Below are 16,003 nucleotides of genomic sequence, written 5' to 3'. Positions count from 1 at the left end.
ATCCACCGCTATTATTTTCGACAGGCCCCCATGCCCCAGACTCCCGATTTGCAGCCGGATTGGCAAACGTTTGAAACAGCCTACGACGTTGAAGCAACCTGGTTCAGGCTGGCCAGCGCCTCGCTGGCAGTGCTTGGCGCCTCTGCTTTCAAGGATCAGGCATTTTCAGCCTTTGCCTTCAACGCCGTATCGTTCCCGTCCCTTTCGCTGAGCTTTGACACCGATCCTGATAACAGAAAGCGTGGTGATTACCCGCCGGACTGGTCGAACGAGTGCATGGAAGTCGACGTGCCGGAAATCGGGCGATTATGGGAGGAGGGGCATGCAAGGATCGAAGCTGCGCTGCTCGAACTGGTCGACGCGGCCGATGACGGGCAGCTCGATGCCATCGAGGAAGGCTATCTGCACAGCCTCAGGAAAACCATGGTGCGCCTTGAAACGCACGGTGCTTTCGGGCAGATCAGGACCTGCGCGCGATTCTGGACCGTGGTCACGCAAGTCGATGCCGACACCGATGAAGAGGAGCGGCTGCTCGACCAGGTGCGGCTGGCGGCCGTGACAAGTCCGGCATGACGCGGCAATTGCGGGCAGGGGCAAAGGCAGGGTAGCCCCCGTCCCGCACATTGCTGGCCAGCCGGCTAAGCGGCGCCGGCGATTTGTCCCCGCAGCGCTGCCGTGCCGCGCACGCCGAGCATGCGCCACAGGCGCGCCGGCAGTGCGCTGATCGGCTCGAGCTGGGCCGGCACATCGATCCAGCACGCGTACAGCAGGTGGCCGTTCACGCGCATCGGCGGCCCGGCGCGCTCCGTCGAAAAGCCGCCTTGCCGCAGCAGGCGCTCGATGCCGACGGGGGAGACGGAAATAATCCGGCGCGCGCCCAAGGTCGCCGCCGTGGCGATGGCCTTGCGCAGCAGGCGGAAGGTGTCTTCCAGGGTATTGCGGTTGTCGTGCAGATCCATCGACGTGAAGCGGGACAATTCCCAGATCTCGTGATGGCGCGGCGGTGCCTGGCCGGCCATTAGCTGGGGAAATATTTCCCCCAGTAAATATTGGCGATCGGTGGGCAAGAGCCGGGCGCAGCCGTTGATGCGCCCCTCGCCATCGCGCGCGATGACATAGTAGGTATCGTCATGGTCGAACTGGTCCGTCTCCCTGCCATCCTGCGATGGCAAATCCCATCCCAGGGTTTCCACAAACACTTTGTAGCGGTAGTGCTCCAATTCGGACTTCAAAATACTGCAAAGCGTATCGGATTTGGCTGAAAGGAGTTTCATGATTATTGACGGCTGTGACGGGATGGCTATTACAGTGTAATTGCGGCCGATACAAAACTGTAGGGAACCACAGGTAGCGGGGCTGATTTATGTTGCTGGCAGTGCGTTTTGGTGAGAATTTGAAGCAGACTTTGCTATACCATACGCCGACTTGCCGACGTGCCTTTTTATCATGCGCGATGAGTCCGCGGCAAATTCTCCCCCCTGACTAAGGACTTCTATGTTCGCTTACAACGCCCCAAAAACGCGTCTTCCGGCAGCAGAATGGAAACAAGGTGTGATCGAAAATCTGGCTGCTACCCGCACGCCGGATGACATATTCGAAGTGCTGGTGGGTGTGGCCGGCGACCTGGGGTTCGATTATTGCGCCTATGGCCTGCAAGGCCGTCTGCCGATGTCCAGGCCCAAGGTGTTTACGGTGAATAATTACCCGAGTTCGTGGCAGCGCCGTTATTCCGAGCAGTCGTACATGCGTTCCGACCCGACGGTCAGCCGCGCCAACCGCTCCTTGCTGCCCATCCTGTGGGGCGGCGAAATGCTGGACGAGAATCGCGAGTTCTGGGAGGACGCCCACGCCCACGGCTTGCGCTACGGCTGGGGGCAATCGTCCTGCGACATGAGCGGCCAGGTTGGCCTGCTGAGTTTTTCCCGCTCCTGCAAACCCTTGACGGAGCGGGAAATCGACGTGCTCTCCTTGCGCGTGGCCTGGCTTGCCAATGTCGTGCATGAACATTTTGCCGACGCCATCGCCGTGCCGGCCAAGGATGCGCCCAAAATCCAGCTGACCGAGCGCGAGGCGGAAGTGCTGCGCTGGTGCGCCGATGGCAAGACCTCGGCCGACATCAGCGAGATCCTGAACATTACCGAACGCACCGTGACCTTTCACATCAGCAACTCCCTGCAGAAGCTCGATACCGTCAACAAGACGGCCGCCGTCATCAAGGCGATGGCCTTGCGCCTGCTGTAACTGACGCTGGCTTCAAGGGGCGGCATCCGGCGGCGCGGCAAAAATCAGCGCGGCATTGGTGCCGCCAAAACCGAACGAATTCGACAGTACATGGCGGATCGGCCTGGCGTATGCCTTGCCGGCCACCAGATCGATGCCTTCGCATTCGGCGGCGCGGTTGTCCAGATTCAAGGTGGGCGGCACGATCTGGTCGCGCAAGGCCAGCACCGACAGGATGGCTTCCACGCTGCCGGAAGCGCCCAGCAGGTGGCCCATGGCCGACTTGGTCGAGGATACCGAGACGCCGCCGTGCAGATGGGCGCCGAACACGTGCCGCAAGGCGGCGATTTCCGCCAGGTCGCCGGCGGGGGTCGACGTCGCGTGCGCATTGATGTAATCGATGGACTCGGGCGCCAGGCGGGCGCGCCGCAACGCCGCCTGCATGGCGCGGGCCGCGCCGTTGCCGTCTTCCGGCGGCGCCACGGCATGGTAGGCGTCGCCCGACATGCCATAGCCGATCACTTCGGCGTATATCCGCGCGCCGCGCGCACGCGCGTGTTCGTACTCTTCCAGCACCATGACGCCGCTGCCTTCGCCCATCACGAAGCCGTCGCGGTCACGGTCCCAGGGCCGGGAGGCGCGCTCGGGCGCATCGTTGAACGCCGTGGAGAGGGCGCGGGCGGCGCAAAAACCTGCCACGCCGAGCTCGCAGATCGTGCCTTCGGTGCCGCCGGCAACCATAACATCGGCATCGTCGAGCGCAATCATGCGCGCCGCATCGCCGATGGCGTGCGCGCCCGAGGCGCAGGCGGTGACGGTGGCGTGCGCCGGGCCGCGCAGATGGTGCTGGATGGCGATGTGTCCAGTTGCCAGGTTGATCAGGTTGGACGGGATGAAAAATGGCGACAGGCGCCGCTGGCTGCCATTTTCCAGCGCCCTGGCCGCGCCTTCGATGCCGGGCAGGCCGCCGATGCCGGAACCGATCATGACGCCGCTGCGTTCCTGTTCCGCCAGCTCGGCCGGGGCCCAGCCGGCATCGCGCAGCGCTTCGGTGGCTGCGGCGATGGCGTAGACGATGAACGGATCCATTTTCTTCAGTTCCTTGCGTTCGACCCAGTCCTCGGGCCGAAAACCGCCTTCTTCCCCGGCCGCCGGCAACTGACCCGCGATGCGCGCCGGCAGGTGGGCGGCGGGAAAGCGGTCCAGCACGCCGATGCCGCTGTGGCCGGCCAGCAGCCGTTGCCAGGTGCGCTCGGCGCCCACCGCCAGCGGGGTCAGCATGCCGATGCCTGTAACGACCACGCGGCGCAGGCCGAGTGGATGGGGGAGGACGTAGGGGGACGAAGACATCGCAGTCCTTTCAGCAGGTTAATTCGGACAAAGCCGCAATGTATCAGCAATCCCTGGCCCGCCACCCCTGTAGGAAATGACAGGTGGCGCGCCGTTCACTTGGCGCCGCCCGCTTGCAGCTGGCGCTGGCGCGCGAGCAGCATGCACGCCACGCCAGCGAGCAAGACCAGCGCCGCCACCATGATCGGTAGCAAGGTCGACAGGGGCTGCAGGGCCGCCGTGATCAGCGGCGCGACACCCCAGGCCAGGGCATTGATCGAAGAGATCAAGCCCATCAGTTGTCCCTGGCGCTCCGTCAGCGTGCGGTTGGAAGCAATGCTGAGCAGACAGACATAGGTCGTGGCGACGGCGATCGCCAGCGGGCCGGTCAGCAGCCATAGCACGGCAGGCGCATCGCCCAGGGCCACGGCAGCGACCAGCGGCGGCTGGATGGACAGGCTGATGGGCAGGATGCGCTCCAGCGCAAAGCGGCGGGTGGCCCAGGGCACGATAAACAGCATGGCAAGGGCAAAGCAGGTGGAATAATACGCCAGCAGCTGGGCTTCCTGCCAGGCGTCAAAGCTGTAATGCAGCAGCGCAAACGCGGCCATGTAGTTGAAATACATGTAGTAGCCGAGTAGAAAGATGGCCAGCAGCAGCAAGGGATGGCGCAGCTCGGGACGGCACAGCATCTGCCACAGATTGCGCCACGGATGGGTGTTGTCGGTCGACAAAGCGCGGGTATCCGTGTAGCACAGCAGGACAAGCACGGCGCTGGCCAGCGGCAGCAGCGCCGCCCAGAGATAGGGCAGCCACAGCGCCGCGCCCTGCTGGTGCATGATGCCGCCCAGCAGCGGCCCGGCAACGAAGCCGATGCCGTTGGCGGCCGTCACCAGCGCGAGGTTGGCGGCCTTGCTGTCGGTCGTGCTCAGGTCGATGATGGCCGCTTGCGCCACCGGCAGGCTGGCGGCCGTGATGCCGGCCAGCGCCCGGCCGCAGCAGATCAGTACCAGGCTGCCTTGCCAGACGCCAAAGGCGGTCAGCGCCATGCCGCCGGCATTGCCGAGCAAGCACAGCAGAAGTACGGGCTTGCGGCCCTTGCGGTCCGACAGGGCGCCCAGCCAGGGCGAGCCGAGGCACATCATCAGCGGATAGATGGCCAGCAGCAGGCCGTAGACGGCCGAGCGGAAGGCCGGCCCCTGGCTGGCGTCGAACAGCGGCGACGCATCGCCCAGCAGCAGCGGGGTCAGGGTCGGATAGACGATGCCGATGCCGGCGGCATCGGCGAAAATGGTACTGAACAGGGCGAGATAAACCAGTCTGGATTTCATCATGAACTCATCAAAAATGGGCCGGGGCGCGGCTGCACCCCGGCCGGCAAGGCGTTAATCGGTTGCCTGGGCCAGGCGGCGCAGGCTGCTGACGGCAAAGTTGTGCAGCGTGGCGGCGTCGCGTACCTCGCGCAGTTCGAGTTGCGCCAGTTCGCGCAGGAACTCGTCATTGGCCACCTGCCGCGACGCCGCCTGCGCGGGCTGCGGCTCGCCCAGGTCGGCATACAGCGGCAGCAGGCGGAAGAAGGGATCGTCTTCCGCCGTCTCCTGCCTGCTGCGCTCGACCCAGCGCGCGGCAGGCGTGGCCTGCAGCGTGGGGCGCAGGGCTGCGGCGAGCGTGTCGAACGCCAAGGGCCCGAGGCTGAGGTTGCGTACCCCCGGCGCCGTGCACAACTTGCTGCGCCTTGCCACGTAACTGGCCACCAGCGCCGTGGGCAGCAGCGTGACGGGCATCGGCAGATCCGGATAGGCGTCCATCTGCAGGCATTTGACGGCCAGCGCGACAAAGTGGTTTTGCGTGTACAGGCGCGTGTCGCTGTCGTCGAACATCAGGGGCAGGCGGTACACCGTGGCCGGATAGCCCAGTGCCATCGCCTGCGTCACTTGCAGCTCGGCCGCCAGCTTGGACTGCTCGTAGCCGGAAGCGATTGCTTCCAGGCTGGAGGCGGCCAGCGGCGCTTCCGGCAAGTCGGCCAGCTCGGTGAACTGGGTCGACATATGATGCACGTGCGCGGCGCCGGCCTGCGCCGCGAACAGCAGCACATTGCGGGTGGCGCCCACGTTGCCGTCGCGCATGGAGCCATAGTCGGCGGCGTGATTCACGTGCGCCGCCGCGTGGATCACCTGGCCGACGCTGGCGCGGCAGGCAGCATAATCGGCGGCCGACATGCCCAGCGACGGCAAGGCCAGGTCGGCCTGCAGCACGCTCAGCCGTTGCGACGGCAAGTCCGCATGGAACAGGCGGCGATAGCGGGCCGCCAGGCGTGCCATGCCGTCGTCGCCACGCAGCGGCAGGACGATGCTGGCCGAACTTTCGTTCAGCAGCGCGTGCAGCAGATGCATGCCGAGGTGGCCGCTGGCGCCGGTCAGCATCACGGCCTTGCCTGGCGTGGCGCCAGCGGGGAACGGCGGCAGATCGCCCATGCGTTCCAGGTCGGCCTCGTAGGCGCGCCGGGGCGGTGCCGTGCCCTCGGCCGCATCGGCCGCCAGCAAGCCGTTGATGGTGGGATTGCTGACGAAACGGCCGAACTGGATGCGCAGTCCCAGCGTGCGTTCCACGGCCAGCACCATGCGCGTGAGCACCAGCGAATCGCCGCCCAGCTGGAAAAAGTTCTCGTCGACATCCACCACTGGCACTTGCAGCAATTCCTGCCACAGCGCACAGATGCGCTGCTGCAGCGGCGTCAGGGCCGCCGCCGTGGCGGGCAGGCGCTGCTCGCGCTGCTGTGCCAGCCGCTGCGTCAACAGGGCGCTCAGTGCCGCGCGGTCGACCTTGCCGCTGCTGTTGAGCGGGAAGGCGTCGAACTGGAACAGCTGCGATGGCAGCATGTACTCGGGCAGCCGCTGGCGCAGCCGTTGCAGCAGCGCAGCATCGGCTTGCGTGCGGGCGATCACGGCCGCCATGATCTGGCGTGTCGTCGCACCGGGCTGACCGATTTCCATCACCAGCGCGCACGCATGCTGGACGCCGGGCTGCGCCAGCAGCGCGTGCTCGATCTCGCCCAGTTCGATCAGCTGGCCGCGCAGCTTGACGCGGAAATCATTGCGGCCGATGTAGTCCAGTTCGCCCTCGGCGGTCCATCTGACGATGTCGCCCGTGCGGTAGATGCGCCGCTGCGGCGTCTGCTGCGGATTGCCGTAGAACGGATCGGGCTGGCGCACCGTGCCGATGTAGCCGCGCGCGACGCCGCTGTCGCCCAGGTACAGTTCACCTGCCACGCCAGCCGGTACCGGCCGTCCCAGCTTGTCCAGCACCCAGCAATTGACACCGGGGCAGGGTTTGCCGATGAGTGCGCCGCTGCCGTGCGGTAAGGCGCGGCAGGCATGGAAGGTGGCGTAGATGGTGGCTTCGGTCGGGCCATACAGGTTGTGCAGCACCGTTGCCGTGCCCGAGGCCAGCCATTGTTCCACCACGGGCCGCATCAGCGCCTCACCCACGGAGATGACGTGGCGCAGGCTGTGGCAGGCGGCCAGCTCGGTGACCAGCAGGTTGAGCAGCGACGGTACGGTGCTCATCATCGTCACGCCGTGCGCCTGGCAGGCGGCCACGTGCGCGCTGCCAGCGGCGCCATGCGGCAGCAGCACCACGGTGCCGCCGCAGATCAGCGGCAGGCAGTATTCCGGGACGGAAATGTCGAACGTCAGCACCGTGCCTTGCAGGAACTTGTCGCCGGGGCCAAAGCTGAAATATTCCGCCATCCACGCCAGGCGCTCGCTCAGGCCCGCATGCTCGACCAGCACGCCCTTGGGCATGCCGGTACTGCCGGAGGTGTACAGCACATACGCCAGGTCGCCGCCGCCGTCCGCATACGGGCTGTTCGGCTCCAGCCGCTCGGCCGGCGGCACCACGACCGCCTGCCGCACCTGCACCGACAGCGCTTGCCCGAGGACGATTTCCAGCACGCCCAGTTGCGCCTGCGCCCGCAGCAGCGCCTGCATCTCCGTGCCGGGGCGTTCGCCAGCCGTCAGCAGCAAGGCGCAGCGCGCCGTCTGCAGCATGTACAGCGAGCGTTGCGGCGGATGCTGCAGGTCCAGTGCGACATAGGCGGCACCGCATTGCCACAGCGCCAGAATCGCGATCACCGATTCCGGGCAGGCCGCGCGCGGCATCATCAGGCCGACCGTGTGCTCCTTGCCGATGCCCAGCGCCGCCAGTTGCGAGGCCAGTTGCTGGACATGGTGCCGCAATTGCGCATAGCTGAGGCTATGCGCGTCCCATTCCAGCGCCACGGCCGAGGGATGGCGTTCGGCCTGCAGCAGGAATTGCTGGTATACCGGCAATGCCCGCGCACCGGCCGGCGTGGCGGCGGCGAGCGGCGCCGTGCCTGGGCCCTGGCCGCCCAGCAGGCAGTGCTGCTCGGCGGCCGACAGCATGGACAGGTGCGCCACGGCGTCGTCGCTGCCGGCCGCCAGCTGCGCCAGCAGCGCCGCATAGTGCGCCGCCATGCGCGCCATGGCGGGCTGGCTGAAGGCGCTGCAGCGGAACTTCAGCAGCATGTCCCAATGCCCCTGGTATTGCGTGATCCAGAGACTCAGGTCGAACTGCGCCAGCTGTTGCGGGATCGTCAGCGGCGTCAGTCTGGCGGCGCCTGCCTCCAGATGCATTTCCGTGGCGTCGAAGAAGTTGAAATAGCTTTGCAGGGGATCGTGGCCCTGCACGGCCGCCTTCAGCCGTTCGTCGCGCATCAGCTGGGCCAGCGGAATATCCTGGAACTCGAGCAGGTCGAACAGGGCGCCCGACACGCTGCGTTCCAGCGCCGTGCTGTTGCCGTTTTCGTCGATGTCGAGCACCAGCGGCAGCACGTTGACGAAGTGGCCGACCGTGTGGCGCCAGCGTTGCTGGGTGCGGCCGTTGAACGCCACGCCGGTGAGCACGCGCTGCTGGCCGCTGTAGCGCGCCAGCAGCAGCAGCCAGGCCGCCAGGCAGACGCTGGCGCGGCGGCTGGCGGGCAGGGCGCGCAGCCGCTGCATCGCTTCGGCGGACAGGGGGATCGCCACGCTGTCGCCCGCGGCAGACGGCGCCGGCGTGCGCTCATACGGCAAATCGAGACGCAGCAGGCTGTCGTCTTGCGCCAGCAGCTGTGGCGCGATGTGGTCTGCCGCCCGTGCCACGGCGTCGGCGCCGAGCTGGCGCTGGCTGGCGGCAAAGTCGCGGTACTGCGCCACCGGTCCGGGGCTGTCGGCCGGCGCCAGTCCGCACAAGGCGCCGGCGAGTTGCTGGCCGACGTAAAACATGGCGCTGGCGTCCATCAGCACATGGTTGGAACTCAGTACCAGGTAGCCGGTGCCGTCGTGCGCGCGCAGTAGCGTCACGCGCGTGGCAAAGCTGTCGTGCAGCGAAGGGGCCATGGCCAGCATGTCGGCGATGTGCGCCAGCGCCGCCGCCTCATCCTGCACCGGCTGCTGCCGGATGGCGTTGGCCGCCTGGACCGTGGCGGGCGCATGCACCACATAGGCGGGACCCGTCTCCTGGTCGTCGCCATCGACGGTCGCGCGCAGCAATTCGTGCGCGGCGATCAGTGCCTCCCAGCGGGCCTGCAGGGCCGCCATGTCCAGGCCGGTGCCGTCGATGCGCCAGCCGATGGCGCATTGATAGGCGTTGCCCGCATCCTGGCGCTGCTGTTCGTACCACAGCGAAAACTGCCCGGGCGACAGGGGAATGCGCGGCGTGGCCGGCCCGGCGTCCGGGACGGTCTCGGGGGCCTGCGCGGCTGCCGCCGGCTGCAGGCCGGCCAGGCGTTGCCGCAGTTCCGCCAGCGTGCCGCCCGCCAGCAGCAGCGCCACGGGGATGCTGTGGCCCAGCTGGCTTTGCAGTTCGCTGCGAATGCGGATCAGGCCCACCGAATCAAGGCCCAGCTGTTCCAGCGTCGCCTGCTCGTCGAGCGTGCTGGCGGCATGTCCTGTTTCGCTGGCGATCAGCTGGGCCAGCAGGTCGCCGTCCGCGTTCGCGCCGGCGCTGGCGCATGGCTGCTCCTGGCCTGCCGCGGCGGCGGGCGCCAGCGCGTACACGGCGTAATGGCCGTCGCGTTCCGGGCCGGCCAGCAGCGCGGCGAGCGTGGCGCAGCCGCGTGCCGGCGCCATCGGTGCCAGCTGGCGCAGCGCGCGCGAACGTTTGCCCTGCGCCAGGCCGCGCATCATGCCCGCGCCGTCCCACGGTCCCCAGTCGATCACGGTGGCGGGCAGGCCATCGTGCCGGCGTTGCGCCGCCAGCAGCTGCAATCCCGCATTCGCGGCCGTATAAGCGAGCTGGCCTGGCGATTCCAGCAGCGCGGCCAGCGACGAGAACAGGACAAAATAGTCGAGTTCCGCATGCCGCGCGGCGTGCCGGTGCAGCAGCCATGCGCCGCCCAGCTTGGCGCCGAGCACTTGTTGCAATTGCGCCGCGTCGATGTCGCCGATGGGGCGGTCATCCAGGCTGCCGGCCAGGTGGAACAGGCCGTGCATGGGCGCGCCGCACGCTTCCAGCGCGGCGCTGGCCGACGCCGTATCGTTCAGGTCCGCCAGCAGCAGTTGCAACGCCACGCCCTGCGTGGCCAGTTGCGCGAGCCAGGCTTGTTGTTCCTCCGTTGGCGCCGCGCGGGTGACGAGGACGAGGCTGCGGCAGCCAGCATGGCGCACCAGGTGCTCGGCCAGGTGGCGGCCTATGCCGCCGAAAACGCCGCTGATCCAGTAGGTGCCTTCGGCGCGGCAGCAAGGCTGATCCGGCGCCGTGGGCTGTGCCACGCGCAGCGTGCGCCGTTGCGCCAGGATGCCGGCGCGCAGCCGCCACAGGCTGGCGGCGATGCCGCCGTCGGCCAGTCCCGCCGGCTGCGCCCGCACGGCGCAGGCCGCGGCGGCGATGGCTGCGCCATCGGCGTCGCTGTCCAGCCAACTGACGTCAAGTGCCGGCAGTTCGCTGCGCAAATTCGTTGCCAGCCCTTGCGCCAAGGCGCGGCGGGTGTGCGCGGCCTCGCCATCGGCGTGCGCGGCCACGTCGGCCAGGCATAGCTGCAAAGGCTGGCCAGGCTGCCGGTCCAGCAGCACTTGCAGCGTTTCGCGCCAGTTGCGTACCCAGTGCGCCAGTGCGGCCGCATCCGCCGGCTGCGGGTGGGCCGGGTCGAGCAATACCAGGATGGTGCGCAGCGGTGCCGTGGCCGATTCCGCGCCATGCAGCTTGCCATCGGCGTCCCACTGCGCATGGCGGGTATGCACGTCGGCCTCTGCCAGCCATTGCACGCATGCCGCCGGCAAGCTGCTGTTGGCGGCCGCTGCCAGCAGCCATTGCTCGCCGGCGGCGGGCCGGGCCGGCAAGCCTGCGGGCGCCGTGTACGCCACCCAGTCGACCGCGTGCAGCGGCAGGGCGGCAGGCATGGCCGCGGCGCCCAGAGCAGCGCAGCTCACTTCGCTCAAGACGCCGATGCAGCGCCCCTGTCCGGAATACAGCCGCAGTTCGCCATCGAGGAAACCGGCGGGCGCCGGCCGCAGCACGGCCTGGCAAAGGATGCTGGCGTTCCAGGCCGCGCTGGCGTCGAACCAGGCGCTGCCCACCGACACCGGCACGTAGGCCTGCTGCGGGTCGCCGGCGCAGATGCCCAGCGTATGCAGGCAGTTGTCGAGCAGGGCCGCATGCCACAGCGGCAGGCTGGCCGTGGGCGCCTCCGGCGGCAGGATGCGTCCCCACAGTTCGCTATCCGATACCCGGTGGCTGGCCTGCACCCGCTGGAACAGGGGGCCATAGCTGACGCCGCGGGCACGGTAATGGTCATAGAAGGGCGCGGCATCGTCCCACTGCGCCGCCGCTCCCGGGGCGTCCGCGTTGTCGGGCTGTGGCATTGCGTTCCAGCCGGCGCGCACTTCGGCGTGCAGCGCCCGCGCATGGCCGGGCGCGCTGTAGCGCAGCTGATACGACTGCCGTGTATCCGGGCCGCCGATGTCCACCGTCAGCGCGGCAGGGGCGTCGGCCGCCAGCGCCAGCGGCTGATGGATCAGCAGGTCGCGCAGTGTCAATTGCTGCGCAGCGGCATCCGCCGCCTGCGGCAGCCAGCGCTGCGCCAGGCTGAAGGCGCTGGACAGGTAGTACATGCCGGGCAGGACGGCGGCGCCATCGATGACGTGCTGCTGCAGCCAGCTGTCGCCGGCCTGCGGGTCGAGGCTCAGTTCATGGCGTATCGCCAGCGCCGCGACGGGCGGCACTGGCACCATGGCGGCGCTGCCCAGGGCCGGCAGGCTGGTTTGCCACGACGCTGGCTGGACGTGCTCGCGCTGGAACGGGTACAGCGGCAGTCCGGCTGGCACGGGGCGTTCTGTCTGGACGGCGAATTGCCGCATCGCCTGGCGTGGATCGAGCGCGCCATGTTCGCTCAGGCTGCCCAGCGCGCGCAGCACGGTGGGCACGTCGTCGTGGCGCATGTCCAGGCTGGGCAGGCAGACGATGGCGCGGCCGGCCAGACGCGCGGCGCTGGCCGTCAACGGGGTCAGCACGGCGCGCGGGCCGATTTCCAGCACCAGGTCCGGCCCGTCCGCCAGCAGGCGGGCAATGGCGTCGGCAAAATTGACGGGCGTCTGAATCTGCTCGCTCCAGTAGCGCAGCTGATCGACGCCTTGCTCCAGCGCGGCCGTGTCGTCGCTGTCGACCGAGCTATAAAAGCGCACGGCGGCGGCCGGCGCGCGCAGCGCCGGCGCGATCGCCGCGCAGGCGGCGGCGAATTGCGCGGCGGCCGGCGCCATCAGCGGCGTGTGGAAAGCACCCCGCGTGGCCAGCGGCGTGCAAACCAGGCCGGCGTCCGCGGCGGCCTGCGACAGTTGCGCGAGCGCCGTGGCGCGGCCCGCCACCACCACCGATTGCGCGCTATTGCGCACGGCGATCCAGAGCGCCGGTTCGTCGGCGCAGATGCGCGCCAGCAGCGGCGCCAGCTGCTGCGGCGTGGCGGCCACGGCCAGCATGGCCGAGTCGCTGGCGGCGCAGGCCGCTTCCATGGCGTCGGCCCTGGCCAGCAGCATGCGCACGGCCACGTCGAAGTCCATCACGCCAGCCACGCAGGCAGCGGCATATTCGCCAACGCTGTGGCCCAGCACCGCCACCGGCCGCAAACCCAGCGCGCGCCAGAACTCGGCCAGCGCATATTCGATCAGGAAGAGCGACAGCTGGGCGCTGCGTTGACGCTCGCGTCCGCTCGGCTGGCGCAGCCCGGCGTCGCCGGCAAACAGGGCGTCGAGGATGTGCGTATCCTCGCCCGCCAGATGGTCGAGGCGGGCGGCCAGCGGCTCCAGCAGCGAGCGGAACAGGGTATTTTGCTGGTACAGCTGGCGCGCCATGTTGGTGTACTGGCTGCCCTGGCCGGTAAATACCAGTGCGACCCGCGCCGAGGCCGGGCGGGGGCGCAAGGGCGTGTCCAGGCGCCGGAGCAGTTGCGCTGCCAGCTCGGATGCGTTGTTGCCCGCGACTGACAGCCGGGCCTGGTTCCACTGTTGCCGCTGGAACAGCGCAGCGTGGCAGACGGCCGCGGCGGCGGGAGCGTCCGGCTGCGCCAGCCAGCCGGCATAGCCTTGCGCCAGGGCCTGCAGTGCCCCGGTGCTGCGGGCCGACAGCTGCAGCAGCTGCGGGCCGCCGGCCGCGACCTCCGGCCCTGCCAGCGGCGCGTCGGCCGCTTCGCCCAGCAGCACGTGGGCATTGCTGCCGCTCATGCCGAAGGAGCTGACGCCGCCGATGCGGCGGCTGTCGCCGGGCCAGGCCAGCGCTTGCGCGGGCAGCACCGCCTGCGGCAGGGCGCTGGCGACGGCCGCATCGATATCGTGCGCAAAGCAGTGCGGCGCGATGCGGCGCCGATGCAGGCTCAGCGCCATCTTGATGATGCCGGCAATGCCGGCGGCCCCCTCGCAGTGGGCGATGTTGGCCTTGGCGGCGCCGAGGAACAGCGGCGTGTCGCGCCGGCCGAATACCTCGCCCAGCGCGTCCAGTTCGATACGGTCGCCCAGCGCGGTGCCGGTGCCGTGGGTTTCAATGTGCGACACCTGTGCCGGCGTCAGGCCGGCGCTGTGCAGCGCCTGTTCCATCAGGCGGCGCTGGGCGCTTTTCGATGGCGCGGTGATGCCGTTGCTGCGGCCATCGCTGTTGATGGCGCTGCCGAGCACGTGGGCGTACGCGCGCATGCCGCGCGCCGCCGCGTCGGCGGCCGGCAGCAGCACGATGGCGCCGACGCCTTCGCCGCGCGAGAAACCGTCGGCATGGCGGGTGAAGGGCTTGCAGCGGCCGTCGGCCGCCAGCATGCCGGCAGCGGCGAGGTCGGCGCTGTAGTCGTGCGCCAGGATCAGCGACACGCCCGCCACGATGGCCATGCCGCAGCGCCCTTCGCGCAGCGCTGAAATGGCCTGGTGCAGCGCCACCAGCGATGACGAGCAGGCCGTGTCGACCACCAGGCTGGGGCCTTCCAGGCCGAAATGGTAGGACAGCCGGCCGGCCGCCATGCTGCCCAGCGCACCGCGGCTGAGGTAGCCGTTGTAGTCGCCGCTGGCAGCCATGCGCCGGCCGAAATCGCTGGTGCTGACGCCGACAAACACCCCGCACGGGTTGCCGCGCAGCGCCGCCGGATCGAGGCCGGCATCCTCGAGCGCGTGGTAGGCGCATTCGAGCAGCAGGCGGTGCTGCGGATCCATGTAGGCGGCCTCCTTGGGCGCGATGCCGAAGCAGCCGGCGTCGAACATCCATGGCGAGCGTTGCAGATAGCCGCCATGGCGGGCGGCGGCGGCCAGGCCGTCGCGGGTGGCGCTGTCGAAGCGCTCGGCCGGCAAGGCGCTGGTGGCGTCGATGCCGTGCATCAGCACATGTTCGAAACCGGCCAGGGTATCGGCCTGGCCGGGCAGTTCGCAAGCCATGCCGACGATGGCGATGTCGCTCGGGGAGGGGAGATTAGTGGCATTCATGGTCTGATCCTTGATGGGAGGAAGTCGCGTTCGCCGGCAGCGCCTGCAGCACGCGCTGGGCCGAGCGCAGCGCGCCTTCGAAAAAGCCCTGGAAGTCGGAATAGGCCTCGCCGCAGATATGCACCTGCGGCGCGCGGCCGTCGTCGCCGAGGGCGAATGCGGCCAGGGTGCGCATCACCTGTTCCGAATCGCGTCCGGGTTTCCAGAAATGCACACCGGCGCCGAACGGCGCCGCGCTCCAGTCGCACAAGCCCCATTCGAGCAGCTGCGGCTCGTCGTCGCGGCCAAAGGTCTGCTGCAAGGTGCGCACCAGGGCTTGCCGCAGGCGCTCGTCGCTGCTGTGCACCGGCCGGCCCTTGTGCGGGAAGCGCGCGCCTGGCGTGTCGGTCAGGTTGGCCCAGTAGTGGCACCAGGGGTCGTCGTTGTAGAACATCGCCAGGCCGTAGGCTTCGGGCTGCTCGGGATGCGATTCGAAATGGGCGGCGCGGGTGGTGGCGCCTTCGCCGCTGCCGGGCGGGGTACCGGGCGCCCACCAGGGATCGGCCATCACGCACGAGGCCCAGACGATGGGGAAGCACAGCACGGCGTCCAGGCTGGCCTGCACCGGCGCGGGCAGCGACGGCGCCAGCGCTTCCAGGGCGCTGCGCGGCAGGGCCAGGATCAGGCGCCGCGTGCGCAGCGTCACGCGTTCGCCGTCATGCAGCAACTGCAGATCGAGTGCGCCATCGGCGCGTTCGCCAAAGGCCAGCAACTGGTGGCGCACATGGATCTCGACGCCGGCCGCGCGCACGGCCTGTTCGGCGGCGTCGATCAGCGCCTGCATGCCGCCCTGCGGAATGTACGAGGGGCGCTGCATCAGGCGCATGTCGAGCAGCTGGCAGATCCAGTCGGCGGCGTTGGGATTCTGGTTCTTGAAATTGTAGAACGCGCCTTTTTCGCGGGTGAATTCGACGGCTTCATGGCTCAGCACCTCGCTCAGCACGTTCCACATGCCCTGCTGGTACAGCGGGCGTCCGCCAAACTGCGCCAGGCGCCGGAAGCTGGCCTTTTCCACGGCGCGGGCCGGACGTTCCAGATGGTCGCTGGCCAGCGGCCATTGCGCGCCGATGACCTGCGCGATGCCGTGCCACAGCAGCGCCCAGGCGACGTCGCCGCCGGCGGCCTGCTCGACCACGACGCGTTCGGCCGGCGTCAGGCGCGTCAGGTCGGGCCGGATCGCCGAGCAGGCCTCATGCGAGGTGATGGCGCTGGTGGCGATGCCCAGCTGCTGCACAAACTGGTCCATCAAGGGCTGCAGGTCCGGTTCGATGCGCACGGCGCCGAATTCGGCGCGGAACTGGCCGCTCAACATGGGTTCGGTCTGCACGCGGCCACCGACCGCCTCCAGCGCCTCGAACAGCTGGATGCGCAATTGCGGCGCGCTGCGCTTGAGCCGCAGCGCCAGATACAGGCCGCTGATGCCGCCGCCGATGATGCAGATATCGCTGCTGGTTTGCATGCTCATC

General features: G+C 68.7%; 7 protein-coding genes. 2 read left to right on the top strand and 5 right to left on the bottom strand.

All coding sequences use genetic code 11. The features are described 5' to 3' along the window. The first annotated feature begins 30 nt into the window (after nucleotides 1-30). Nucleotides 31-573, top strand: a complete 543-nt coding sequence (locus tag P9875_RS21065) for a hypothetical protein (RefSeq protein WP_278316512.1) — start codon at nucleotides 31-33, stop codon at nucleotides 571-573. A 65-nt stretch (nucleotides 574-638) separates the two neighbouring features. Here P9875_RS21065 and P9875_RS21060 read toward each other — a convergent pair whose 3' ends face one another. Next, the gene (locus P9875_RS21060) at nucleotides 639-1,232 is read right to left on the bottom strand and encodes an acyl-homoserine-lactone synthase (RefSeq protein ID WP_225241929.1); all 594 of its coding nucleotides are present in this window, start codon (nucleotides 1,230-1,232) and stop codon (nucleotides 639-641) included. Between the two features lie 319 nt (nucleotides 1,233-1,551). Here P9875_RS21060 and P9875_RS21055 point away from each other — a divergent pair, with 319 nt between their 5' ends. Beyond that, nucleotides 1,552-2,241 carry a LuxR family transcriptional regulator gene (locus P9875_RS21055; RefSeq protein WP_158299994.1) on the top strand — a complete coding sequence of 230 codons (690 nt, stop codon included), beginning with the start codon at nucleotides 1,552-1,554 and terminating at the stop codon, nucleotides 2,239-2,241. A gap of 12 nt (nucleotides 2,242-2,253) precedes the next feature. Here P9875_RS21055 and fabF read toward each other — a convergent pair whose 3' ends face one another. The 4 genes from fabF to P9875_RS21035 form a co-directional block, all read right to left on the bottom strand. Continuing rightward, a complete protein-coding gene (fabF, locus tag P9875_RS21050; RefSeq protein ID WP_278316511.1) occupies nucleotides 2,254-3,570 on the bottom strand; it encodes a beta-ketoacyl-ACP synthase II in 1,317 nt (438 codons plus the stop codon). A gap of 95 nt (nucleotides 3,571-3,665) precedes the next feature. After that, entirely contained in the window at nucleotides 3,666-4,883 is a 1,218-nt protein-coding gene (locus tag P9875_RS21045; RefSeq protein ID WP_081922513.1) for an MFS transporter, read from the bottom strand. Nucleotides 4,884-4,934: 51 nt separating this feature from the next. After that, nucleotides 4,935-14,498: a non-ribosomal peptide synthetase/type I polyketide synthase gene (locus tag P9875_RS21040; protein WP_278316510.1), complete on the bottom strand. Its 9,564-nt coding sequence runs from the start codon at nucleotides 14,496-14,498 to the stop codon at nucleotides 4,935-4,937. After that, complete coding sequence (locus tag P9875_RS21035; protein WP_278316509.1) at nucleotides 14,485-15,996, bottom strand: flavin monoamine oxidase family protein; 1,512 nt, start codon at nucleotides 15,994-15,996, stop codon at nucleotides 14,485-14,487. Before P9875_RS21035 ends, P9875_RS21040 begins: the two co-directional genes overlap by 14 nt. Nucleotides 15,997-16,003: the final 7 nt, after the last annotated feature.

This window comes from Janthinobacterium rivuli, from assembly GCF_029690045.1.
In the GTDB taxonomy this organism is placed as follows: domain Bacteria; phylum Pseudomonadota; class Gammaproteobacteria; order Burkholderiales; family Burkholderiaceae_D; genus Janthinobacterium; species Janthinobacterium rivuli.
Note: the sequence above shows the minus strand (reverse complement) of the source record. Positions and strands in the feature narration are given on the sequence as shown.

Excerpts from the sequence above, each read along its gene's own strand:
- fabF (WP_278316511.1), bottom strand. The coding sequence starts at position 3,570 with ATGTCTTCGTCCCCCTACGTCCTCCCCCATCCACTCGGCCTGCGCCGC.
- P9875_RS21065 (WP_278316512.1), top strand. The coding sequence starts at position 31 with ATGCCCCAGACTCCCGATTTGCAGCCGGATTGGCAAACGTTTGAAACA.
- P9875_RS21040 (WP_278316510.1), bottom strand. The coding sequence starts at position 14,498 with ATGAATGCCACTAATCTCCCCTCCCCGAGCGACATCGCCATCGTCGGC.
- P9875_RS21035 (WP_278316509.1), bottom strand. The coding sequence starts at position 15,996 with ATGCAAACCAGCAGCGATATCTGCATCATCGGCGGCGGCATCAGCGGC.
- P9875_RS21045 (WP_081922513.1), bottom strand. The coding sequence starts at position 4,883 with ATGATGAAATCCAGACTGGTTTATCTCGCCCTGTTCAGTACCATTTTC.